Below are 22,007 nucleotides of genomic sequence, written 5' to 3'. Positions count from 1 at the left end.
GGATGAAGTGGGCACGTTACCCAGCATGGTCGCGGGGCACAAGGGCATTTGCGTTGTGGCGGTGCTGGCCCTATCGCGGGGCAAGCCCGCTCCCACGCTCACCCTGGTGTGGGAGAGTGGGCTGCTACAGCAGGTTCGGGCGCCCATGAAAAAAGGGCCCGAAGGCCCTTTCTGTGTGCAATGTCGATCAACCACCCAGATACGCGTCACGTACCTTTGGATCACTCAACAACGCTTCACCAGTGCCCTGCATCACCACCCGGCCGTTTTCCAACACATAGGCACGGTCAGCGATCTTCAACGCCTGGTTGGCGTTCTGCTCGACCAGGAACACCGTCACGCCATCACGACGCAGCTGTTCGATGATGTCGAAGATCTGCTGGATGATGATCGGCGCCAAGCCCAGCGACGGTTCATCGAGCAGCAGCAGCTTGGGCTTGCTCATCAACGCGCGACCGATGGCGAGCATCTGCTGTTCACCGCCGGACATGGTGCCACCGCGCTGGATGTAGCGCTCCTTCAGGCGCGGGAACAACTCCAGGACCTTGTCCAATTGTTCCTGGTAGTCGCCCTTGTTGGTGAAGAAGCCGCCCATGGCCAGGTTTTCCTCGACCGTCAGGCGAGCGAACACCCGGCGGCCTTCGGGGACCACCGCGATGCTCTTGCGCATGATGTGTGAGGAAGGCTGGCCAACCAGCTCTTCGCCCAGGTACTTGATGCTGCCGCTATGCGCCTGGGGCGAGCCGCACAGGGTCATCAGCAAGGTCGACTTGCCGGCACCGTTGGCGCCGATCAGGGTGACGATTTCGCCCTGGTTGATCTCGACGTTGACGCTGTGCAGTGCCTGGATCTTGCCGTAGAAGGTCGAAACGTTTTCGAACTTGAGCATTTACGCTTCCCCCAGGTAGGCCTTGATCACTTCAGGATTGTCGCGGATCTGCTCCGGCGTGCCGTCGGCCAGGGGCGTACCCTGGTTGATCACCACGATATGGTCGGAGATGCTCATCACCAGCTTCATGTCGTGCTCGATCAGCAGCACGGTCACGTTGTGGGATTCGCGCAGATAGCCGATCAGTGCCTTGAGGTCTTCGGTTTCCTTGGGGTTCAAGCCAGCGGCTGGCTCGTCGAGCATGATGATCCGCGGTTGGGTCATCATGCAGCGGGCGATCTCCAGGCGTCGCTGCTGGCCGTACGCCAGGGTGCCGGCGGTACGGTTGGCGAACTCGGTCAGGTTGACCTTCTCCAGCCAGTACTGCGCGCGCTCCATGGCCTCACGCTCGCTGCGGCGGAAGCTTGGAGTCTTGAACAGGCCTGCGAAGAAGTTGGTGTTCAAGTGCCGGTGCTGGGCAATCAGCAGGTTTTCCAGCGCGGTCATTTCCTTGAACAAACGCACGTTCTGGAACGTACGCACCACGCCCTTGCGGGCGATCTGGTGGCCGGCCAGGCCCTGGATCGGCTGGCCGTCGAGCAGGATGGTGCCGCCGCTTGGCTTGTAAAAGCCGGTCAGGCAGTTGAACACCGTGGTCTTGCCGGCGCCGTTCGGGCCGATCAGCGCCACCACCTGTTTTTCCTTGACGGTCAGGGCCACGCCGTTGACCGCCAACAAGCCGCCGAAGCGCATGCTCAGGCCGCTGACTTGCAGAATTTCGCGGCTCATCGACGCAGCTCCAAATGTGGACGTTGCATAGGCAGCAAGCCTTGCGGACGCCAGATCATCATCAACACCATCAGCGCACCGAACATCAGCATCCGGTACTCGCTGAACTCACGCATCAGCTCTGGCAGCAGGATCATCACGATGGCCGCGAGGATCACGCCCAACTGAGAGCCCATGCCGCCGAGCACGACGATGGCGAGGATGATCGCCGACTCGATGAAGGTGAACGACTCCGGCGTCACCAACCCTTGCCGTGCGGCGAAGAAGCTACCGGCGAAACCGGCGAAGCAGGCGCCCAGGGTGAACGCCGAGAGCTTGATCACGGTGGGGTTCAGGCCCAATGCGCGGCAGGCGATTTCGTCTTCACGCAAGGCTTCCCAGGCGCGGCCAATCGGCATGCGCAGCAGGCGGTTGATGACGAACAGCGCCAACAGGGCCAACAGCAGCGCTACCAGGTAGAGGAAGATGACCTTGTTGATCGAGTTGTAAGGCAGGCCGAAGAACTCGTGGAAGGTTTGCATCCCCTCGGCCGCACGCCGCTCGAAGGTCAAGCCGAAGAACGTCGGCTTCTCGATGTTGCTGATGCCGTTGGGGCCGCCGGTCAGATCGGTGAGGTTACGCAGGAACAGGCGGATGATCTCACCGAAACCGAGGGTCACGATCGCCAGGTAGTCACCGCGCAGACGCAATACCGGGAAGCCCAGCAGGAAGCCGAAGGTGGCTGCCATCAGGCCGGCGATCGGCAGGCAGATCCAGAAGCTCAACCCGTAGTAGTGCGACAGCATCGCGTAGCTGTAGGCGCCGACGGCATAGAAACCGACGTAACCCAGATCGAGCAGGCCAGCCAGTCCGACCACGATGTTCAGGCCCAGGCCCAACATCACGTAGATCAGGATCAGCGTGGCAATGTCGACCGCGCCGCGTGAACCGAAGAACGGCCACACCAGCGCCACTACGATCAGGCCGAGGATGATCCAGCGCTGAGTCTTGGGCAGAGTGAGGAAGTTGCTCACTGCCGGCGAGATCAGCTTGCGGTCCGAGCCTCTGGAGGTGACGGCGCTCCACTGCTTGTCGAACAGCACCCGCAGGAACATCAGCACCGAGCACACGGCGATCACCGTGAGGGTGAACGGCCCCTGGCTGTGCACGATCAGGTTGATGCCGTCGATGCTCAGCTTCAGGCCTAGCACCGGGAAGGCTACGGCCCACACCAGCAAGGCGCTGAAAAACGCCTGTTTGAGATTTTTGTTCATACTTTTTCAACCTCCGGACGGCCCAGGATGCCGGTCGGCCGGAACAACAGCACCAGAACCAAGAGACCGAACGCCACCACATCCTTGTATTGGTCGCCGAAGATGTCGGCGCCGAAGGCTTCGGCCACGCCCAGCACCAGCCCGCCGAGCATGGCGCCCGGAATGCTGCCGATGCCGCCCAATACCGCCGCGGTGAAGGCCTTCAGGCCTACCAGGAAACCGGCGTTGGGGTTGATCACGCCGTATTGCATGCTCAGCAATACAGCCGCCACCGCCGCCAACGCGGCACCGATGACGAAGGTCAGGGCAATGATGTTGTTGGTGTTGATGCCTAGCAGGTTGGCCATCTTGATGTCCTCGGCACAGGCGCGGCAGGCGCGGCCCAGGCGAGAACGGGAGATGAACAGGGTCAGCAGGGTCATGGCCACCAGGGTGACGATGAACACCAGGATCTGCATGTAGGAAATCAGGACTTCCTCCGCGCCACCTGGGCCGAAGGAGATGCTCCCCGGAATCAGGTTAGGGATGGACTTGTCCTTGGAGTCCTGCGATAGCAGCACGGTGTTCTGCAGGAAAATCGACATGCCGATAGCGGAAATCAGCGGGATCAGACGGTTGCTGTTACGCAGGGGGCGATAGGCAACCCGTTCGATGCTGTAGCCATAGGCACTGGTGACGAAGATCGTCGCGACGAACGCCACGGTCATCAGGATCGGCAGCGAGTCGATGCCCATCATGGCCAGCCCGGCAAGGGCGATGAAGGCCACATAGGAACCGATCATGTACACCTCGCCATGGGCGAAGTTGATCATGCCAATGATGCCGTACACCATCGTGTAACCGATGGCGATCAAGGCGTAGGTGCTGCCGATGGTCAATCCATTAACCAGTTGTTGGAAGAAATGGTAGATCTCAGGCATTACAGCGCTCCTAAAAACCTGATTTGCATTTCACTGGCGGGGGTAGGCCAGGAAACCGCGAGTGACGGTTTTAAGATTTTCAGGTGAACCGGCCCCCGGATCGCGGGAATCAGGTCCATGAACCTCGTAAAACAAAGCCCACTGCTCGCACAGTGGGCTCGTTAGCTCAGCTATTTAGTCACGCAGTTACTGAGGGGAGACTTCGGTCTTCGGTTTGCCGAAGTGCCATTCGTAGACCACGAACTTGAAGTCTTTCAGGTCGCCATTCTTGTCGTACGACAGGTCGCCAGTCGGAGTCTTGAAGGTACCGGCGTGGATGGCCTCGGCTACTTTGTCGGTGTCTTCGGACTTGGCTGCCTTGATGCCTTCGGCGATCAGCTCGACAGCCGAGTAGGCTGGGAACACGAATGGACCGCTTGGGTCTTTGCCGTCAGCCTTGATCGCATCGGCGATGGCCTTGTTGGCAGGATCCTGGTCGAAGGACTTAGGCAGGGTGACCAGCAGGCCTTCGGAAGCGCCTTGGGCAATCTGCGAGATGGAGTCGTTGCCGACGCCTTCTGGGCCCATGAACTTGGCTTTCAGACCTTTTTCCTGGGCTTGGCGCAGGATCAAGCCCAGCTCTGGGTGGTAGCCGCCGTAGTAGACGAAGTCGACGTTGGCTTGCTTGAGCTTCTGGATGATCGAGGAGAAGTCCTTGTCGCCAGCGTTCAGGCCTTCGAACACGGCAACCTTGGTGCCTTTACCTTCCAGGGTGGTCTTGACCGCAGTGGCGATGCCTTCGCCGTATTGCTGTTTGTCGTGCAGAACAGCAACGACCTTCGGCTTGACGTGGTCGGCGATGTAGTTGCCGGCAGCTGGGCCTTGAGCGCTGTCCAGGCCGATGGTGCGGAAGATCAGCTTGTAACCACGGGAAGTGATTTCCGGGCTGGTGGCGGCGGGGGTGATCATGATCACGCCTTCATCTTCATAGATGTCGGACGCAGGCTGGGTGGAGCTGGAGCACAGGTGGCCGATCACGAACTTGACGCCATCGTTGACCACTTTGTTGGCGACTGCCACGGCCTGTTTCGGGTCGCACGCGTCGTCGTATTCCTTGGCTTCAAGCATTTTGCCATCGACGCCGCCCTTGGCGTTGATGTCCTTGATGGCCTGTTTGGCGCCGATGAACTGCATGTCGCCGTACTGGGTCACAGGACCCGTCTTGGGACCGGCGATACCGATCTTGATGGTGTCGGCGGCAAACGAATGGCTGGCTACCCCGGCCAGAACCATTGCGGCGAACAGCTTGGAAATCTTGATCATAGTGCTCCACTCATTCTGTTGTAATTCTTATAGTCCTGGCGGCCAGGGCTACAGACCGGGCGGGATTTGCGGCATGGCCATGCCAGACGCAAGCCCACCTTCCCCCGGAACATGTCCCGGAACTGTACCGGTACAGTGTAGAGCGCTGTCCAAGCGCTTGAAAAGCGGCTGAAAAGCGCCAAATTGCCGAGGTGTCGCTTGATCGACACAAAGATACAGAAAAGCGCCATCACTTTGCCTGCATCACCAGCCCCACCCCACAAGTTCGGGACCAATCGACCAATTTACGTATTTGAAACCGGGTTTTTCTGCAAAAATGCCGACCTTTTTCATTGGCCGATTTTTGCCGGTAGGAACCCATGACTGATCAAACAAGCACCCTCTATGCCAAATTGCTCGGCGAGACTGCAATCATCGAGTGGAACGCGTTGGAACGATTTTGGGCCAAGGGTGACCTGATTTGGGTCGCGCCTGAGTTGGACCTGATCGCCGTTGCCGAGGCGATGGCCGAGAATCGCAGCGAGATCTTCGCCAAGTGGCGTAGTGATGGCACTGTTGGGGCATTGTCGGCAGAGCAGGCGCTTGACCTGCAAAGCCGCGATCCAGAGATCTGGGCGGTGGTGGTTTCGCCGTTCGTGGTGATGCAAGAGAAGAAAACGCAGTGATGTCGCGCTTTTTTGGTGCGTGAAAATGTGCAGGCGCATCAAATAAGTGCGTGTTGACGCGCACGTAAGGTGGAAGTTGGTAACAGTGCCGGGTTGATTCGGCGCAGCGGTAACAGTTTACGGAATGCGTAATGGGGCCGCAGAGCGGCCCTTCGCGGGCAAGCCCGCTCCCACAGTCATCGCGTCGCGCTCACCTGCAGCGCTGTACCTGGGGGAGCTGGCGACAGCCTGCGATGGGCCGCGCGGCGGCCCCAGTGCCTCAGTAGTCGACGCGCCCGGTATGATTATTGAGCGAGATGACCCGGGTCTTACCGATCCGGTGGCGGAAGATCTCGCGCAGGTATTTCACCGCCTTCTTCACGCACTCGCGCGACAAGCGAATGTCATTGATCGAGACAAACCGGCTCTTGTCGTTGATCAGTTCGCGGTACTTCTTCTCGTACATCGGCTTGATCGCATACCAGTTGGTATCGAGGATCTTCGCCGGGTTCTCGAACTCATTGAGCAACTCGTCAATGCGCTCTTCCTCGAAGTGCTCGCTGGTGATGAACTCCAGGATGGCGTTGTCCAGGGTATCGTCGAAGCGGTACGGGTTACGCGCGAAGCAGCGCTTGATGAACGCTACGATCAAGGTCAGGAAGTCGTCCGACAAACACGGGCTCTTGGCGATCAAGGTGGTCAGCGACAGGTTGGCCGAGGCGCCGATCACCAGCGCGTAACGCTTGAGGGTGGTGTTGGGGAACAGGCTGTTGAGGTGGGTCTTGAGCCGGTTCAGGTCCATGTACGACAGCTTGTAGTCCTTGGGCAGCGAGACGATCGATACCACCGACGAGCAGTTCTTGAAGAAGTGCAGGTCATGCAATGCCGCCGGGTCGAAGCCTGAGGCCTGGTACTGCTCCAGCGCCGCGCGATAACGGCGCGACTCGATCGGCAGCAGGCTGATGCCTTCGATGGCCTGGGTCTGCTTGTTGAAGTGCGGCAGGTCGATGGAGCGGAAGAACAGATCATCGATGTCCAGGCGCGGTGCTTCGCGCTCGAATACCTTGAACTTGTCCGACCCCTGCGCCGGGATCTCCGGCACCACCGATTCGGCATAGGCAATCGCCACTGGGCCGGCCAGGCTCATGAACAGGTCATTGGCGTCCAGGCGAATGGTTTCGCCAATGTCGATGCCGGCGCGGCGGAAGTAGTTCTGATCGTAATCGGTGGTCACCGCCTGGGCGGTGAGGATGTTGAAGATTTGTTGGGAGATGTACTGGTTGGCGTGCTTCTCCATCGCGTTGACGTCGATGTTCTGGATGGTGCCGTCATCGCTTTCTTCGGCGTAGCGCATGATGTCGTTGGAAATCAGCATCATCGCGTTCCACGGGCGGATGCGGCCCATGACGCTGGCTTCGCTGCTGTCTTCGTTGTCGAAGTTATAGGAAAAGTCCCATTCCTCGGACAGGTATTTGCACAGCAGACGACCGGCGTTGATGTGCAGCGCTTCGGACATTTCGCTGCGATGATCCGAGGCATTGGGCAGCACGCAGATGCCGCTGGTGAAGATCGGTTCGAAGACGAACGAATGCCCGCTCTTGCCGTCGTTCTCGTCGGCAGGCTTGGTGTCGAAGGTCTTGTTCATGTACGAGTACTGCTGGGCCAGGCCGAATTCCGACGCCATGCCCGAGCCGGTACCGCCACCGGCGCTGAAGATATAGAAGTACAACCGCGACTGGTTGGCCTTGATCCCGCAGGAGTCGATCAGGTACGAGTGAATCAGTTTCCAGTCGGCGCTGGAGAAACGCTGGGTGTCTTTGTTGAGGATGATCTTGGCCAGGTACTGACCGAGGATCGGTGCGTTACCGGCACCACCGGCATGGACCTCGGACAGGTCCATGATCTTCATTTTGCTGTAGTCCCGCAGGAAGCCGCCGCGCTCACCCTTGCGCGAGAAGCGGATGCGCCCGGCGATGTCCTTGTCCAGGTCACCGAGCATCACCAATGGCTCGACCAGAAACACCGGTTTTGCACCTTTGTTCTGCACCAGGCGTAGGTTCTGGCGAATCCAGCGTGCCGGGCTGTAGCCCGATTCACCTTTGTGGCGATCCTCGTTGTTGAACTCGTTGAGGAAGAAGGTGCGAGCGTTGTAGACCAGCTCCGCCACGTCCAGGGCAATGTTCGAGCCGCAGCGGCCAAGGCCGATCAGGCACACCGAAGGAAATTGCTGCTCCAGGCGCAGTTGGCTTTCGTCCTCGATGTGGCCGTTCTGGGGGAACACCAGGTCGCGCAGGCCATCGAGGTTGTCGAGGATGCGCTGGATATCCTGCTCGGTGTAATACAGGTACTGCTGCGCCGGCACGCTGCGAGTGGGCAGCGGTTCACGCGCTGCTGTCATCAGCGCGGTGGAGGGGATCGCCGACTCGGGCACCGCATTGGCAGAATTATTGGTAGAGGTCATAGTGCGCCATTTGCCTGGAGTGGTTGGCCCGAAGAGGTGAGTATCATCTGGCCATCACGGAGAAGTTCGCGACTGTATCAGTGCGCCATTTACGGGTGCGATAGGGGTTTGCCTTACAGCTTCTAAGGGTTTTTCTTTCGCGATGGCATTACATCGCCCGTTTGTCACCCTTCTTTAATCTGGAGTCGTTCATGAGTACTGCACTGCCTGCGTTAGGATTCGCCGGAATCGGTCTGATGGGCCTGCCGATGTGCCGGCGGTTGTTGGCCGCGGGCTATCGGCTGACGGTATGGAATCGCAGCCCGGACAAATGCGCCGAGCTGGTCGAGGCGGGCGCCCGTCTGGCTGCCAGCCCCGCAGAGCTATGCCGCGATACCGACATGGTGCTGCTGTGCCTGGCGGATACCGCCGTGGTGCGCGAGGTGGTATTCGGCGAGCAGGGTGTGGCCCGGGGCGGGCGCAGCGGGCAGCTGCTGGTGGACTTCTCCAGCCTGGAGCCGACCGCGACCCGCGAAATGGCCGCGGAGCTGGCGGCGCTGTGTGGCATGGCCTGGTTGGATGCACCGGTGTCGGGCGGCACTCCGGGGGCGGAGGCGGGGACGCTGGCGATCATGGTTGGCGGTGCGGCCGAGGATTTGGCCAGGGCACGCCCGGTGCTGCTCAACCTCGGGCAGCGGGTGACGCACATGGGCGGCGTTGGCGCAGGGCAGGTGACCAAGGCCTGCAACCAGATGATCGTCGCCTGCAATGCGCTGGTGATCGCCGAGGTGGTTGCACTTGCCGAGCAGTCGGGGGTCGAGGCCGGCCTGATCGCCGAGGCGCTGGCGGGCGGCTTCGCTGACTCCAAGCCTTTGCAGATCCTTGCCCCGCAAATGGCCGAGAGCCGCTTCGAACCGATCAAGTGGCATGTGCGCACCTTGCTCAAGGACCTGGATACCGCCGTGAAATTTTCTCGCGAGCAGGGCACGGCAACCCCGCTCAGTGGCCTCGCCGCGCAATTGATGCGTTTGCATGGTAGCCAGGGGTATCTGCAAAAAGATCCGGCGACCCTGGTAGAACTGTATCGACACAAGGACTGAAGTCGCTGTCCTGGCGGTCGAGGCGTTCTAGCACCGGGCGCAGTTCGCCCAGCGGTACCGGGCGGCTGAGCAGGTAGCCTTGCAGGTAGTCGCAGCTGTGGGCGGCGAGGAATTCGTGTTGTTCAACGGTTTCCACGCCCTCGGTGACCACCTGTAGGTGCAGGGTGTGGGCCATCATGATGATCGCCTGGACGATCTCGCGGTCTTTCTGGCTGGCCGGGACGTCCTGGATGAACGAACGGTCGATCTTCAGCACGTCCAGCGGCAGGCGCTTGAGGTAGGCCAGTGACGAATAGCCGGTGCCGAAGTCGTCGATCGACAGCGCCACGCCCTGGGCGCGGATGCGCTTGAGCAGGTTGATGGTGCGATTGATGTCGCCCATCAGGGCATTTTCGGTCACCTCCAGCTCCAATTGCCGTGGCGACAGGCCTGCTTGGAACAGCGCCAGTTCCACCTCGGTGGCCAGCTCTTCGCGGCCCAGGGTCAATGCCGAGCAATTGACCGTCACCTTGAGGCTGGTATAGCCGTGGCGATTGAGCTGGGCCAGGTCTTCACAGGCGCGGCGCAGCACCCACAGGTCAAGGTCGGCGATCAGGCCGTTGGCTTCGGCAATCCCGATGAAGCGATCCGGCCCAAGCAGGCCGTGCTGGGGGTGCTGCCAGCGGACCAAGGCTTCGAGCTTGGCTACCTGGCCGTTGTGCAAATCGAAGATCGGCTGGTAGTGCACGCACAGGCCGCGCTCTTCGAGCAGGGCCACGCGCAGTTCCTCTTCCAATTGCAGCTCCAGGGTGGCGCGGGTACGCAGGCCGCTATTGAAGAAATTCAGGTTATTGCGCCCACAGCCCTTGGATTGATACAGGGCCAGATCGGCGTTTTTCAGCAGCTCCTCGGCGTTGCGGCCATCGTCGGGGAAGATACTGATGCCAATGCTGGTGGTCATCACCATGCGCCGGCCGCCCAGATCGATCGGGTCTTTCATCCGGTGCATGATGCGCAGCGCCAGCTGGCGTGCTTCATCGCGGTTATTCAGGCTGGTGACGATGCAGAACTCGTCGCCGCCAAAGCGCGCCACCAGGTCCTGGCTGCGGGTGGCGGCCTTGATGTGGCTGGCGATGACCTTGAGCAGGTCGTCGCCGGCGGCATGGCCGAGGCTGTCGTTGATGCGTTTGAAGTGATCGATGTCGAGAAACATCACCGCCAGCATGCCGTCGTTGGCGGCTTGTTCGGCCAGGCGCTCGGCAAACACTTGGTTGAAGCCGCGGCGATTGACCAGGTTGGTCAGGGCGTCGTAGTGGGCGGCTTGCTGCAGCGAAACACGGGCTTGGTCCAATTGGCTGAGCAGCACGCTGACCCGACGCAGGTCGTGTTCTTTGCTTTGCAGTTTTTTGTCGGCGAGTGCGGCGCTGATGCTGCTGCCGCTGATCAGCAGGGTGATGAAAGCGATGGTCAAGCCCATTTGCAAGCTGTTGTCGGTCGATGGCAGGCTGAGGGCGGCGTCCGTTGGGATCACCAGGGTCATGGCAGCCATGCCAGTGAAGTGGGTGACCACGATACCGGCCGCCATCAGCACGCTGGCGCCATATTTCATGGCCAGGTGCAAGGTGCCACTGCCGTTGCGCAAGTGGCGCGCCATCAACAAGGCTACCAGGCTGGCGGCGATGGCAATGCCCAACGAGGCCAGCAGCAGGTGGGTCTGGTAGTACTGTTGAGCGCTGGTTTGCAGGGCGGCCATGCCCACGTAGTGCATCAAGGTGATGCCCAGGCCGATGAAGACGGCGGCCTGAAGATAGTGACGCGGGCGCATTTCACTGCGGTCCAGGCTGTTCATCGCCAGCCAAGAGGCGAGCAGGGCGATCAACAGGGACAGCCCGGTCATGGGCACGTCGTAGTGGATTTCCAGCGGTGCGCGGAATGCCAGCATGCTGATGAAGTGCATGGCCCATACCCCACCGGCCAGGCAACAGGCACCCAGGATGCGCCATTGCCGGCGCGCACCGAGGTTTTCGCTGTTGCTTTGCCGTTCGGCCATGTCCAGGGTGGCGAAGCACGCCGCACAGACCACCAGATAGGCGAGCGCTACCAGGAACGGTTCGTGACGGCAGTCGAGAACGATCTGTCCCGTAGCCGGCAAATCGGCGAACAATTGCAGTCCCAGCCAGTCCATTGCTTGCCTCTTCGTCGACCCTGCACGCGTCTCCAGGGAATCTGGATGGAGACTGTTCAGCAAGCAGTATAGGAAGAGGTGCTTAAGCCTTCCTGATTAATGGCATTTTGCTCTCTACCATTTGGTTATTGGTTTAATAGCGGTAGGCTCTAAGCAATTGGGGCCGCTTTGCGGCCCATCGCAGGCAAGCCAGCGATGGGCTGCGAAGCAGCCCCAATAGTTACAACCTTAAATTTAGCCTGCAACCAACACGCGAATCGCTTCCAACCGCAGCGCCGCCTTCTCCAGCATGGCCAAGCCATCAACCCGCTGTTTGCGCAGCGCATCGATCTCACTGTCGCGCACGCTCGGGTTAACCGCTTTGAGCGCGGTCAAACGCGCCAGCTCTTCGTCGGCCTCAGCCGCCAGGCGCCGTTGCGCCTCGGCCACGCGCTCGACATGGACCGGCAAGATCTTCGCGTCGGCGCCAGCAATCCGCTGCGCAAGCGCATCGCGCTGCGCCTGGATGAATTTGTTGGCGCTGGCGCGTGGCACGCTTTCGAGCTGGTCGTTGAGCGTTTCGAACGCCACCCGTGCGGCCAGGTCGTTGCCATTGGCATCGAGCAGGCAGCGCAGCGCCGCCGACGGCAGGTATCGGCCCAGCTGCAAGTTGCGTGGTGCTACCACTTCGCTGACATACAGCAGCTCGAGCAAAACGGTACCCGGCTTGAGCGCTTTGTTCTTGATCAGCGCCACGGCGGTGTTGCCCATAGAACCGGACAACACCAAGTCCATGCCGCCCTGGACCATTGGGTGTTCCCAGGTCAGGAACTGCATGTCTTCGCGCGACAGTGCCTGGGCGCGGTCGTAGGTGATGGTCACGCCTTCGTCGTCGCCCAGCGGGAAGCTGGCGTCGAGCATCTTCTCGCTCGGCTTGAGGATCAGGGCGTTTTCCGAATGGTCCTCGCTGTCGATACCGAAGGCATCGAACAAGGTTTCCATGTAGATCGGCAGGGCGAACTGGTCGTCCTGTTCGAGAATCGCTTCAACCAACGCCTGGCCTTCGCCAGCACCACCCGAATTGAGCTCGAGCAGGCGGTCACGACCGCTGTGCAGTTCAGCTTCAAGGTTCTCGCGCTCGGTTTTCGCCTCGGCGACCAACTTGTCCCAGGTGCCGGTTTCACCGCTTTCGAGCAGCGGCAGCAGGCGTGGGCCGAAGCGATGCTGCAGGGCGCTGCCAGTCGGGCAGGTGGCGAGGAAAGCGTTCAGCGCCAGGTGGTACCACTGGAACAGGCGCTCTTGCGGGCTGTCCTGCAAGTAGGGGATGTGCAGTTGGATAGTGTGCTTCTGGCCAATCCGGTCAAGACGACCAATACGCTGCTCGAGCAGGTCGGGGTGGGCCGGCAGGTCGAACATCACCAGGTGGTGGGCGAACTGGAAGTTACGCCCCTCACTGCCGATTTCCGAGCAGATCAGCACCTGGGCGCCGAACTCTTCGTCAGCGAAGTAGGCTGCGGCGCGGTCCCGTTCAAGAATGCTCATGCCTTCGTGGAACACGGTTGCCGGGATGCCGGAGCGCACGCGCAGGGCGTCTTCCAGGTCCATCGCGGTCTCGGCGTGGGCACAGATCACCAGCACTTTGGTGCGCTTGAGCATCTTCAGGGTATCGATCAGCCAGTCGACCCGTGGGTCGAAGCGCCACCAGCGTTCTTCCTCGTCGCCCGGGCCCTGGGCCTGGAAGGCCACCTCCGGGTACAGCTCGGCGCGCTCGCCGTTGGGCAGCTCGGCGTATTGCTCGGGATTGGGCAGCGGGTAGGGGTGCAGCTGGCGCTCAGGGAAGCCCTGGACTGCAGCACGGGTGTTACGGAACAGCACCCGGCCGGTGCCGTGGCGGTCGAGCAGCTCACGGATCAGGCGCGCGCTGGCCTCGCTGTCGCCATCGCTGACCGCAGCCAGCAGCGCTTCGCCTTCAGCACCGAGGAAGCCGTGGATAGTGGCGTGGGCCTGGGGCGACAGGCGGCCTTGTTCGAGCAGCTCCTGCACCGCTTCGGCCACCGGGCGATAGTTCTCGCTCTCGGCGCGGAAGGCGGCCAGGTCGTGGAAACGGTTCGGGTCGAGCAGGCGCAGACGGGCGAAGTGGCTGTCCTGGCCAAGTTGCTCGGGCGTGGCGGTGAGCAGCAGCACGCCGGGGATGACCTCGGCCAGTTGCTCGACCAGGCCGTATTCAGGGCTGACCTGTTCTTCATGCCAGACCAGGTGGTGCGCTTCGTCGACTACCAGCAAGTCCCAACCGGCGGCGAACAGCGCGTCCTGGGCTTTCTCGTCGTCGACCAGCCATTCCAGCGCGACCAACGCCAACTGAGCGTCTTCGAACGGGTTGCTGGCATCGCTTTCGATGAAGCGCTCGGCATCGAACAGTGCCACCTGCAGGTTGAAACGCCGACGCATTTCCACCAGCCATTGGTGCTGCAGGTTCTCTGGCACCAGGATCAGCACGCGGCTGGCGCGGCCAGTCAGTAGCTGGCGATGGATCACCAGGCCGGCTTCGATGGTCTTGCCCAGGCCGACTTCGTCGGCCAGCAGTACCCGCGGGGCGATCCGGTCGGCCACTTCGCGGGCAATGTGCAACTGGTGGGCGATGGGTTGGGCGCGGCAGCCGCCCAGGCCCCACAGCGACGAGAGCATCTGTTTGCTGTTGTGCTGCAAGGTGTTGTAACGCAGCGAGAACCACGCCAGTGGGTCGATCTGCCCGGCGAACAGTCGGTCGCTGGCCAGGCGGAACTGGATGAAGTTGGACAGCTGGGTCTCAGGCAGGGTACGCGGCTGGTTTTGCCCGTCGAGCCCGTGGTAGACCATCAGGCCGTCGATATCTTCAACTTCGCGAACGGTCAGCTTCCAGCCCTCGAAGTGAGTGATCTGGTCGCCTGGCGAGAAGCGCACGCGGGTCAGCGGCGCATTGCGCAGGGAATACTGACGGGTGTCGCCAGTGGCCGGATAAAGCACGGTCAACAGGCGGCCATCCTGCGCCAGGATGGTACCCAGGCCGAGCTCTGCTTCGCTGTCGCTGATCCAGCGTTGCCCCGGTTGATACTGCTGCGCCATACTGCCTGAACTCCCGCCGATGAAAAGCCGGCTATGTTAACGGATAGACCGGGCAGACCAAAGAATAAAGAGTCTAGCTGTTTCATCGACGAACACCTCAACACCTCGAGGGCTCCAAGTCGAATGCTTGCCAAGCAGCGCTGGTTGAACGCCTCCCTGGGCCTGGGCAGCTTGCTGCTACTGGCCGCCTGTGACCAAAACACTTTTCAAACCCTGCCACCGATCCCGGTCGAGCAGCTCGAAGTGCTCGGCGTGCAGACGCCGATCAAGAGCGTGCACTTTCGTGACCGTGAGGGTGAAGGGCTACTGGTGCTGAGCCGGGTCGATGGCCAGGCCACCGATGCCGAGAGCGAGCAGGAAGTCGACAAGGTGGTGCTCAAGGCCACCCTGTATGCGCGCAGCTCGGACAGCGATGCATTCAAGCCGCGTTGGCAGATCGAGCAGGAGACCACGTGTCCGGGGTTGGATCTGGACGTGGACTTCTATAGCGACGTCAGTGATGTCAGCGACCTTAATAAAGATGGCATCGCCGAGCTGACCGTGGCCAGCCATGCGTTTTGTGGTGGCGGTATCGAACCCCATGACATCGCCATCGAAATGCGCGAAGGCCAGGCCATTTACAGCATCACCGGACAATCGCAGATTACCCCGGCCGGTGAGGAGCCCATTGGCGGAGAGCGCGAAGACAGCGCCTCGCTCAAGAGCGCCCCGCAAGGGGTGCGCGAGCACCTCGATAGCGTCTGGCAGCAGGTCTACAAGCGCCCCTGGAGCGAAACCAGCCCGTCGCCTGAGGATGAGCCGGACGAGGAGCCAGCCCAGTAAGCCCATCTATACTTGCTGGTGCGCCGCTGTGACGCGCCGCACAATCGCCTGGCTACAGGCTCAAGACAGTTGAAGGCTGGCCGACACAGTAGCGACAGGAGAACTTCCCCATGCTGCCGCCGATCATCCCGCTCAGTGCCGCCCCCGTGACCTCGCAACAGGATCCGGTCAAGCCGACCCCCGATATTCGTCCGGTGGTCCCCGCGCAGCCTGCTTCCGGCGAAAGCGCCATCGACCTCAAGCACAAGCGCGACCCTGACGAGCAAGCCCTGCTGCTGCGCGATGAGCAGCGCCGCCAGCAACAGCGGCGGCAGAATAACCAGGATGAGCGTTACGAAGCCCTTGCCGGTGAAGAGCTCAACGCCGATAACACTGTTCCGGTGGCGCCACTCGGCGAGCGTCCGAGGCAGGGTTTGCTGGTCGATATCGAAGTCTGACTGGTCAACGCCTGCGCCTGGCTTCATCATGCATGTCTCTGCTGACTGTCGGGCCCGCCCATGAGTGAAGACAATCTGATCGACTTCGGTGCCGAGCGCGCCAAACGTATCCATGACCTCAAGGACAAGCGCCTCAATGAAGTGCGCCAGGCCTTCGAGCAGGCCATGCCGTTGAGCCAGGCCAAAAAGAACAAGCCCAAGGGCAAGCCCAAGAAACGCTGAAACTTGACGCAGGTCAACCCTGCGCCCGCCTCGCGTGCCCGGCCTCGGGCACCATTGACCCCGGTCAATTTCCTCCCCCCTCGCATTGGTTACCTTGCACCCATCGGACAACGGCAAACGAATACGGGAGCGCCGACATGTTCTTCGACAATGTGGTTATCGCGGGTGTGGTAACGGTCGGGTTGATGGTGGTGTTCTTCGCCGGTCTGGGCATTTTCATCTGGAAGGATTCGAACAAACGCAAACCGCGTTGATCCTTCCCGATTCACGAGCACGCAAGGCATTTAGGGCGACTTCGGTCGCCCATTTTTTTGTCTGCGGTTTTTGTCGATGACGCGCTCGTAGCAGGGCACAGCGCAAACAACACATAAAGATGATTAGCTAGCTAATTATTCGTTTCCGCTTTATCCTTGCCAGCGTTGTCTATCGTTCTACTCATCACTCCCGCAAGGTCCGATTCGTGCCCATCACCCTCCAGGCCCTGTTCGCACCCAGCAACCTCGCCATCAAGTTCGCCATCAAGACCCTGTTGGGCGGCGGCCTGGCGTTGTGGCTGGCCATGCGCTGGGGGTTGGAGCAGCCGTCCTGGGCCTTGATGACCGCCTTTATCGTCGCCCAGCCTTTGTCAGGCATGGTGGTGCAGAAGGGCCTGGCGCGCTTGGCCGGGACCCTGGTCGGCACCTCTATGTCGGTGGTGTTCATCGGCTTGTTCGCACAGACGCCGTGGCTGTTCCTGCTTACCCTGGCGCTGTGGTTGGCGCTGTGCACCGCCGCTTCCACGCAATTGCGCAGTGCCTGGTCGTATGCCTTCGTGCTGGCTGGCTACACCGTGGCGATCATTGCCTTGCCGGCCATCGATCATCCGCTGCAGGTGTTCGATCAGGCGGTAGCGCGCTGCACCGAAATTTGCTTGGGCATCGTCTGTGCAACCGCTACCAGCGCCTTGCTCTGGCCTATGCGGGTCGAGCAGCAGCTTGGCGGGCAGGCGCGCCAGGCCTGGCAAAACGGCATGCAAGCGTCGACTGCCATGCTCGGCGGTGAGGAGGGCGCGCGCCAAGGCTTGCTGGACATCCTGGGGCGGATCGTCGCCATCGATTCGCAGCGCGAGCACGCCTGGTTTGAAGGCAGCAGTGGCCGGCAGCGGGCCAGGGCCATTCGCGGCTTGAGTCAGAAACTGATGGTGCTGCTGCGCATTTCGCGCTCGGTACGCCGGCAGTGGCGCCAGCTCGATGACCAGGAGGCCCAGCGCCTTTCGCCGTGGCTGGATGAGGTTCGCGCCCAGTTGGCGCAGCCCGAACTGCCGAGCCTGTTGCTGTTGCGCCAACGTATCTGGGACGCCGCCCACGACGAGCAGATCAGTTCTGCCGAACATTACTGCCTGGCGCGCATGGCCTTGTTGCTGGACTACGCCATGGCGGCGACCCAGGCTTTGCAGGATGTCGAGGAGGGCAGGACGCCCAAGGATATGTCGCAAGGTCTGGCCGTGCATCGTGACCTGCCGCTGGCTCTGCTGTTCGGCTCGCGCAGCGCCTTGGCGTTTTTGGTCATGAGTAGTTTCTGGTTAGCCACCGCCTGGCCGTCGGCACCTGGCGGGCTGGTGCTGACTTGCGTGGTCTGTAGCCTGTTCGCCAGCCGTGAGAACGGCGCACAGATCGGCTTGAGTTTCTTGCGCGGGATTTTCCTGGCGATCCCGGTGGCGTTTGTGGTGGGGCAGATTCTCCTGCCGCAGTGGAGCAGCTTCGCCATGCTCTGTTTAGCCATGGGCGTGCCGCTGTTCTTCGGCGCCCTGGGCATGGCCCATCCGCGCACCGGCGCTACCGCCACCTCGTATTGCCTGCATTTCATTGTGTTGGTGTCGCCGCTCAATGCCATGCACTTTGACGTGGCGAGCATGCTCAACAGCGCCCAGGCGATGCTGATGGGCGTTGGCGCTGCGGTATTGGCCTTCCGCCTGGTGGTGATCCGCCATCCAACGTGGTTGGGCCGGCGGCTGCGCGCGGCGACGCAGAGTGACCTGGTTCGCCTGACCCGCCGCGACTTGCGTGGCGCCGACAGTTGGTTCGGCGGGCGCATGGCCGACCGCCTGATGCAGCTGGCGCGCCATGCCAGCGAGCTGCCCGAAGCTCAGCGCAAACGCTGGGACGATGGCCTGCACGGCCTGGACATCGGCGATGAATTGGTGCACCTGCGCATGTGCCTGGCTGTGGCCCAGGCACCGCTCGATGCGGCGCAAAGGCAATACTTGCAGCAAGTCGAAGCGGTGCTTTCCAGAGGCCCGGCGCCGGGGCGCGGCCAGCGCCTGGATGCGGCCAGTGAGCAATTCATCGCGGCCCTGCGCCGCCAGCCGCCGAGCGACCCGCTGCGGCTGGCCGAGGGCGCCGTGCTGCAGTTACAGAAGAGCTGGGGCAAGTGGTGCCGTTGGCAGGAGGAAATGCATGGGCTTGCGTGAATGGGCGGTGGGCGGTGTGCTGCTCAGCCCGTTTCTGATCTACGTGCTGATTGCGCTGCTGGTGACCGGTGCGCTGCGCCTGCTGGTGCAGGCCACGCCGCTTGGGCGCTGGATCTGGCATGAAGCGTTGTTCGATGCGGCATTGTTCGTTTGTATCTTGTTCCTGGTGGTACGTCTGCTAGGGCCTTTGTAAGGAGTCAGTCCATGCGTACAGCGGTACGTACCTTGGTCACCCTGTGTGTGGTGATCATCGCCGTGTTTGCCGGCTATCACCTTTGGCAGTACTACATGCTGACGCCGTGGACCCGCGACGCCCGGGTTCGCGCCGACGTGGTGGTGATTGCCCCGGATGTGTCGGGTTGGGTGCGAGAGCTCAAGGTCCAGGATAACCAGCAGGTGAAAGCGGGCGATGTGCTCATGAGCATCGACCGCGAGCGCTTCCAGGCCGCGTTCGACCAGGCCAAGGCGGTCGCCGAGACCCGCGCCCACCAGTTGCACCTGCGTGAACGCGAAGCGGCGCGGCGCACCGCGCTTGGCCCCGATGCGATCAGTGCCGAGCTGCGCGAGAATGCCCAGATCAACGCGGCGGTGGCGCGCGGTGAACTGCACGAGGCCCAAGCGCAGTTACAAGTGGCCAAGATCAACCTTGAGCGCAGCGAAGTGCGCGCGCCGCGTAGTGGACACATCACCAACTTGCGCCTGGCGCAGGGTAACTACGTCAACACTGGGCAGTCGGTGATGGCCCTGGTGGATGATTCGACGTTTTATATCCAGGCCTATTTCGAAGAAACCAAGTTGCCGCGCATTCGCGTCGGTGATTCGGTCAAGGTCTGGCTGATGGGGGCCGGCGATTCGATGCAGGGGCATGTACAGAGCATCAGCCGCGGGATCACCGACGCCAACAGCAACCCTGACAGCCAGCTGTTGCCTGAGGTTGAGCCGACGTTCAACTGGGTGAGGCTGGCGCAGCGGATTCCGGTGCGGATTCGCTTGGATCAGGTGCCGCAGGGGGTGACCCTGAGCGCGGGGATGACAGCCAGTGTGCAGGTACATGAGGATCAGGCCGAACCTTGAAGTGCTTGCCGGTTGTACTGCCGCTATCGCGGGGCAAGCCCGCTCCCACGCAGCTCGGGCAGAGTCCATTGCGTGGGAGCGGGCTTGCCCCGCGATAGCCTTGCAACAGACGACAGCGTTACAGGAACATCCCCCCGGAAACCTCCAGCCGCTGCCCAGTGATCCAGCCATTGCCCTGTTCAAGCAACAGCGCCACCGCCGCACCGATATCATCAGGCAAGCCGACCCGTCCCAACGCGGTATTGCCGGCGATGAAGTCATTGACCTGGGCATTGTCGCGCACCACTCCGCCGCCAAAGTCAGTCTCGATCGCCCCTGGCGCGAGAATGTTCACCCGGATCCCCCGAGCGCCTAGCTCCTTGGCCTGGTAACGGGTCAGCACTTCCATGGCGCCTTTCATGGCGGCATAGGCGGCATAGCCGGGCAGGGCGAAGCGGGTCAAGCCCGTGGAAATGTTGACGATGCGCCCGCCGTCGGCCAGCAGCGGCAACATCTGCTGGGTAAGGAAGAACGGCCCTTTGAGTTGGATATTCAGCAACTGGTCGAACTGCGCCTCACTGGTTTCACTGAACGGCACGTTCAAGCCGATCCCGGCATTGTTCACCAGGTAGTCGAACTGACGACGGCCAAAGTGCTGCTCCAGGGTGTCGCTAAGACGTGCTGCAAAACCTGCGAAGCTGCTGCTGTCGGCGACATCTAATTGCAGCATGGCGGCGCGCCCACCCGCTTGTTGCAGTTGTTCGGCTAGCGCTAAGGCTTGATCGGCTTTGCTGTGGTAAGTGCCGATAACATCGATGCCGCGCGCCGCCAGGTGCTGGGCGGTGTTTTTACCAAGGCCGCGGCTGGCGCCGGTGATCAATGCAATCTTGCGAGTCATGGCGAACTCCTCATGGGTGGTTGTGAGGAACAGGTTATTGATCGCCTCCAGGCTGTTAAATCCTGTGAATTTGGAAATACTGTTCGCTAGATCCGGATAATCGAGTGCCTGAGGATGAACAAGCTTGAGCTGCTGAAGACCTTTGTCAGGGTCAATGAACTGTGCAGTTTCACCCTGGCCGGGGAGAGCCTGGGCCTGCCGCGCTCTACCGTCTCCGAGCAGGTCAAGGCGCTGGAGCGATTGCTTGGTAGCCGGCTGTTCAACCGCACCACCCGCCGAGTCCAGGCGACTCAGGACGGGCTGCTGCTGTACGAGCGCAGTAAGGACGTGCTCTCGGGCATGGATGAGATCGAAAGCTTGTTTCGTGCCGACGATGCGCAATTGTCCGGCCGCCTGCGGATCGATCTACCGACCATGATGGCGCGACGGGTGATCATCCCGGCGTTGCCGCAGTTCCTCCAGCGTCATCCTCATCTTGAGGTGGAAATCAGCTGCACCGATCGTCAGGTCGACCTGTTGCGTGAAGGCTTTGATTGTGTGATGCGCATTGGTGCGCTCAGTGACCTGGACGTGGTGGCGCGGCCGATCGGCCAGTTGAGCATGCGCAACTGCGCCAGCCCCGCTTACCTGGCCACATTCGGCATGCCGCACAGTCTTGCCGACCTGGCCGGGCATCGACTGGTCCACTACGTGCGCAATCTTGGCGCGCGCAGCGCAGGATTCGAGTATGAGCGGGAAGGGCAAGTGTACTTGCAGCCCATGGGTGGCGTGGTCACGGTCAACAATGCCGAAGCTTATTCTGCCGCTTGTCTGGCAGGCCTGGGATTGATCCAGGTGCCTGCAGTTGGCGTGGCCGAGCACCTGCGCAGTGGCGCGTTGGTCTCGGTGCTCGAACCCTGGCAGGCCCAGGCCATGCCGGTGTCTTTGTTGTATGCACGTCAGCGCCATGTGCCACGCCGGGTCCAGGCGTTCATGAGCTGGTTGGCGGTGGTGCTCGAGGGGCAGGTCGATCCAGCGGCGAGCGCCAGTTGAAGCGAGCGGATGGCTTCACGGCTGCGAAAACCTTGGCCGTCCCCTGGCGACTTGCGCTAGGCTGGCCCTTGCGCGTTGCCCGGCAGAGGCAGCCGCTTACCCTGCGTGCGTGACTCCCATCTTTTTGCGAGGTACGCCATGGCCATTACATCCCAGGACATCTGCAGCGCCGCTGACCAGCTCAATGGTTTCGTCGGCTTTCACGGCAAGCGCGGTACGCATATCGTGCGCTTTTCAGAAGACGCGTTCGGCATGGACGTGGCGGATGACAGCATTACTCCCTGTAGCGAATTTGTCTGGCGAGCCGAAGCCGGGACGCGCATGGCGTTATGCCGTGAGCGGCTAGCCTTGTTGCTTGGGCAACATGTGGATGATCGACTGAATATTGGCCAGCCTTTACGCATTTATTTGCAGCGCACGGACCTGCCGGAAATCGTCGCCGAGCGCAATTTGCGCTGATTGATCGGTTGTTCTATCGGCGGGGCTGCGGTAGATGTGGTGTCAGAAGCGGCCTCTTCGCGGGCAAGTCCGCT

Annotated in this window: 20 protein-coding genes; 11 read left to right on the top strand and 9 right to left on the bottom strand. The window is 61.5% G+C overall.

What is annotated here, in order from left to right; genetic code table 11:
• Nucleotides 1-187: 187 nt before the first annotated feature.
• From HU737_RS16385 to HU737_RS16365, 5 genes are all read right to left on the bottom strand, one after another.
• On the bottom strand, nt 188-889 hold the full coding sequence (locus HU737_RS16385) for an ABC transporter ATP-binding protein (RefSeq protein WP_186557584.1): 702 nt from the start codon (nt 887-889) through the stop codon (nt 188-190).
• Nucleotides 890-1,657, bottom strand: coding sequence for a high-affinity branched-chain amino acid ABC transporter ATP-binding protein LivG (gene livG, locus HU737_RS16380; protein ID WP_186557585.1), 768 nt, complete (start codon nt 1,655-1,657; stop codon nt 890-892).
• On the bottom strand, nt 1,654-2,910 hold the full coding sequence (locus HU737_RS16375; RefSeq protein ID WP_186557586.1) for a high-affinity branched-chain amino acid ABC transporter permease LivM: 1,257 nt from the start codon (nt 2,908-2,910) through the stop codon (nt 1,654-1,656). Before HU737_RS16375 ends, livG begins: the two co-directional genes overlap by 4 nt.
• On the bottom strand, nt 2,907-3,830 hold the full coding sequence (gene livH / locus HU737_RS16370) for a high-affinity branched-chain amino acid ABC transporter permease LivH (protein ID WP_186557587.1): 924 nt from the start codon (nt 3,828-3,830) through the stop codon (nt 2,907-2,909). Before livH ends, HU737_RS16375 begins: the two co-directional genes overlap by 4 nt.
• Nucleotides 3,831-4,016: 186 nt before the next feature.
• Nucleotides 4,017-5,132 carry a branched-chain amino acid ABC transporter substrate-binding protein gene (locus tag HU737_RS16365; protein ID WP_186557588.1) on the bottom strand — a complete coding sequence of 372 codons (1,116 nt, stop codon included), beginning with the start codon at nt 5,130-5,132 and terminating at the stop codon, nt 4,017-4,019.
• A 359-nt stretch (nt 5,133-5,491) separates the two neighbouring features.
• On the opposite strand from HU737_RS16365, the gene HU737_RS16360 reads away from it, so the two are divergent.
• Complete coding sequence (locus tag HU737_RS16360; protein ID WP_186557589.1) at nt 5,492-5,797, top strand: DUF2288 domain-containing protein; 306 nt, start codon at nt 5,492-5,494, stop codon at nt 5,795-5,797.
• A 259-nt stretch (nt 5,798-6,056) separates the two neighbouring features.
• On the opposite strand, the gene HU737_RS16355 is transcribed toward HU737_RS16360, so the two are convergent.
• Nucleotides 6,057-8,174 carry a hypothetical protein gene (locus HU737_RS16355; protein ID WP_372353335.1) on the bottom strand — a complete coding sequence of 706 codons (2,118 nt, stop codon included), beginning with the start codon at nt 8,172-8,174 and terminating at the stop codon, nt 6,057-6,059.
• 254 nt (nt 8,175-8,428) lie between these two features.
• On the opposite strand from HU737_RS16355, the gene HU737_RS16350 reads away from it, so the two are divergent.
• Nucleotides 8,429-9,316, top strand: a complete 888-nt coding sequence (locus HU737_RS16350) for an NAD(P)-dependent oxidoreductase (RefSeq protein ID WP_186557591.1) — start codon at nt 8,429-8,431, stop codon at nt 9,314-9,316.
• Here the strand turns inward: HU737_RS16350 and HU737_RS16345 are convergent.
• Nucleotides 9,216-11,480, bottom strand: a complete 2,265-nt coding sequence (locus HU737_RS16345) for a putative bifunctional diguanylate cyclase/phosphodiesterase (protein WP_186557592.1) — start codon at nt 11,478-11,480, stop codon at nt 9,216-9,218. The genes HU737_RS16350 and HU737_RS16345 overlap by 101 nt on opposite strands.
• Nucleotides 11,481-11,714: 234 nt before the next feature.
• A complete protein-coding gene (gene rapA, locus HU737_RS16340; protein ID WP_186557593.1) occupies nt 11,715-14,561 on the bottom strand; it encodes an RNA polymerase-associated protein RapA in 2,847 nt (948 codons plus the stop codon).
• A gap of 123 nt (nt 14,562-14,684) precedes the next feature.
• On the opposite strand from rapA, the gene HU737_RS16335 reads away from it, so the two are divergent.
• From HU737_RS16335 to HU737_RS16310, 7 genes are all read left to right on the top strand, one after another.
• Complete coding sequence (locus HU737_RS16335; protein ID WP_186557594.1) at nt 14,685-15,383, top strand: M949_RS01915 family surface polysaccharide biosynthesis protein; 699 nt, start codon at nt 14,685-14,687, stop codon at nt 15,381-15,383.
• A gap of 110 nt (nt 15,384-15,493) precedes the next feature.
• Nucleotides 15,494-15,820, top strand: a complete 327-nt coding sequence (locus tag HU737_RS16330; RefSeq protein WP_186557595.1) for an aspartate-semialdehyde dehydrogenase — start codon at nt 15,494-15,496, stop codon at nt 15,818-15,820.
• A 60-nt stretch (nt 15,821-15,880) separates the two neighbouring features.
• The gene (locus tag HU737_RS16325; protein WP_186557596.1) at nt 15,881-16,042 is read left to right on the top strand and encodes a hypothetical protein; all 162 of its coding nucleotides are present in this window, start codon (nt 15,881-15,883) and stop codon (nt 16,040-16,042) included.
• A gap of 137 nt (nt 16,043-16,179) precedes the next feature.
• Nucleotides 16,180-16,296 carry a cytochrome c oxidase subunit CcoM gene (gene ccoM / locus HU737_RS26365; protein WP_025340347.1) on the top strand — a complete coding sequence of 39 codons (117 nt, stop codon included), beginning with the start codon at nt 16,180-16,182 and terminating at the stop codon, nt 16,294-16,296.
• 206 nt (nt 16,297-16,502) lie between these two features.
• The gene (locus HU737_RS16320; protein WP_186557597.1) at nt 16,503-18,491 is read left to right on the top strand and encodes an FUSC family protein; all 1,989 of its coding nucleotides are present in this window, start codon (nt 16,503-16,505) and stop codon (nt 18,489-18,491) included.
• Complete coding sequence (locus HU737_RS16315) at nt 18,478-18,684, top strand: DUF1656 domain-containing protein (RefSeq protein WP_186557598.1); 207 nt, start codon at nt 18,478-18,480, stop codon at nt 18,682-18,684. The genes HU737_RS16320 and HU737_RS16315 overlap by 14 nt, the downstream gene beginning before the upstream one ends.
• An 11-nt stretch (nt 18,685-18,695) precedes the next feature.
• Nucleotides 18,696-19,565, top strand: a complete 870-nt coding sequence (locus HU737_RS16310; protein ID WP_186557599.1) for an efflux RND transporter periplasmic adaptor subunit — start codon at nt 18,696-18,698, stop codon at nt 19,563-19,565.
• Between the two features lie 118 nt (nt 19,566-19,683).
• Here HU737_RS16310 and HU737_RS16305 read toward each other — a convergent pair whose 3' ends face one another.
• A complete protein-coding gene (locus HU737_RS16305) occupies nt 19,684-20,442 on the bottom strand; it encodes an SDR family NAD(P)-dependent oxidoreductase (RefSeq protein WP_186557600.1) in 759 nt (252 codons plus the stop codon).
• 114 nt (nt 20,443-20,556) lie between these two features.
• Here HU737_RS16305 and HU737_RS16300 point away from each other — a divergent pair, with 114 nt between their 5' ends.
• Together HU737_RS16300 and HU737_RS16295 are read left to right on the top strand one after the other, a co-directional pair.
• Nucleotides 20,557-21,474: a LysR family transcriptional regulator gene (locus tag HU737_RS16300; protein WP_186557601.1), complete on the top strand. Its 918-nt coding sequence runs from the start codon at nt 20,557-20,559 to the stop codon at nt 21,472-21,474.
• A gap of 138 nt (nt 21,475-21,612) precedes the next feature.
• Entirely contained in the window at nt 21,613-21,933 is a 321-nt protein-coding gene (locus HU737_RS16295) for a DUF2025 family protein (protein ID WP_186557602.1), read from the top strand.
• The last annotated feature ends 74 nt before the right edge of the window (nt 21,934-22,007 follow it).

The sequence above is a fragment of the Pseudomonas urmiensis genome (assembly GCF_014268815.2).
Taxonomy (GTDB): Bacteria; Pseudomonadota; Gammaproteobacteria; order Pseudomonadales; family Pseudomonadaceae; genus Aquipseudomonas; species Aquipseudomonas urmiensis.
Note: the sequence above shows the minus strand (reverse complement) of the source record. Positions and strands in the feature narration are given on the sequence as shown.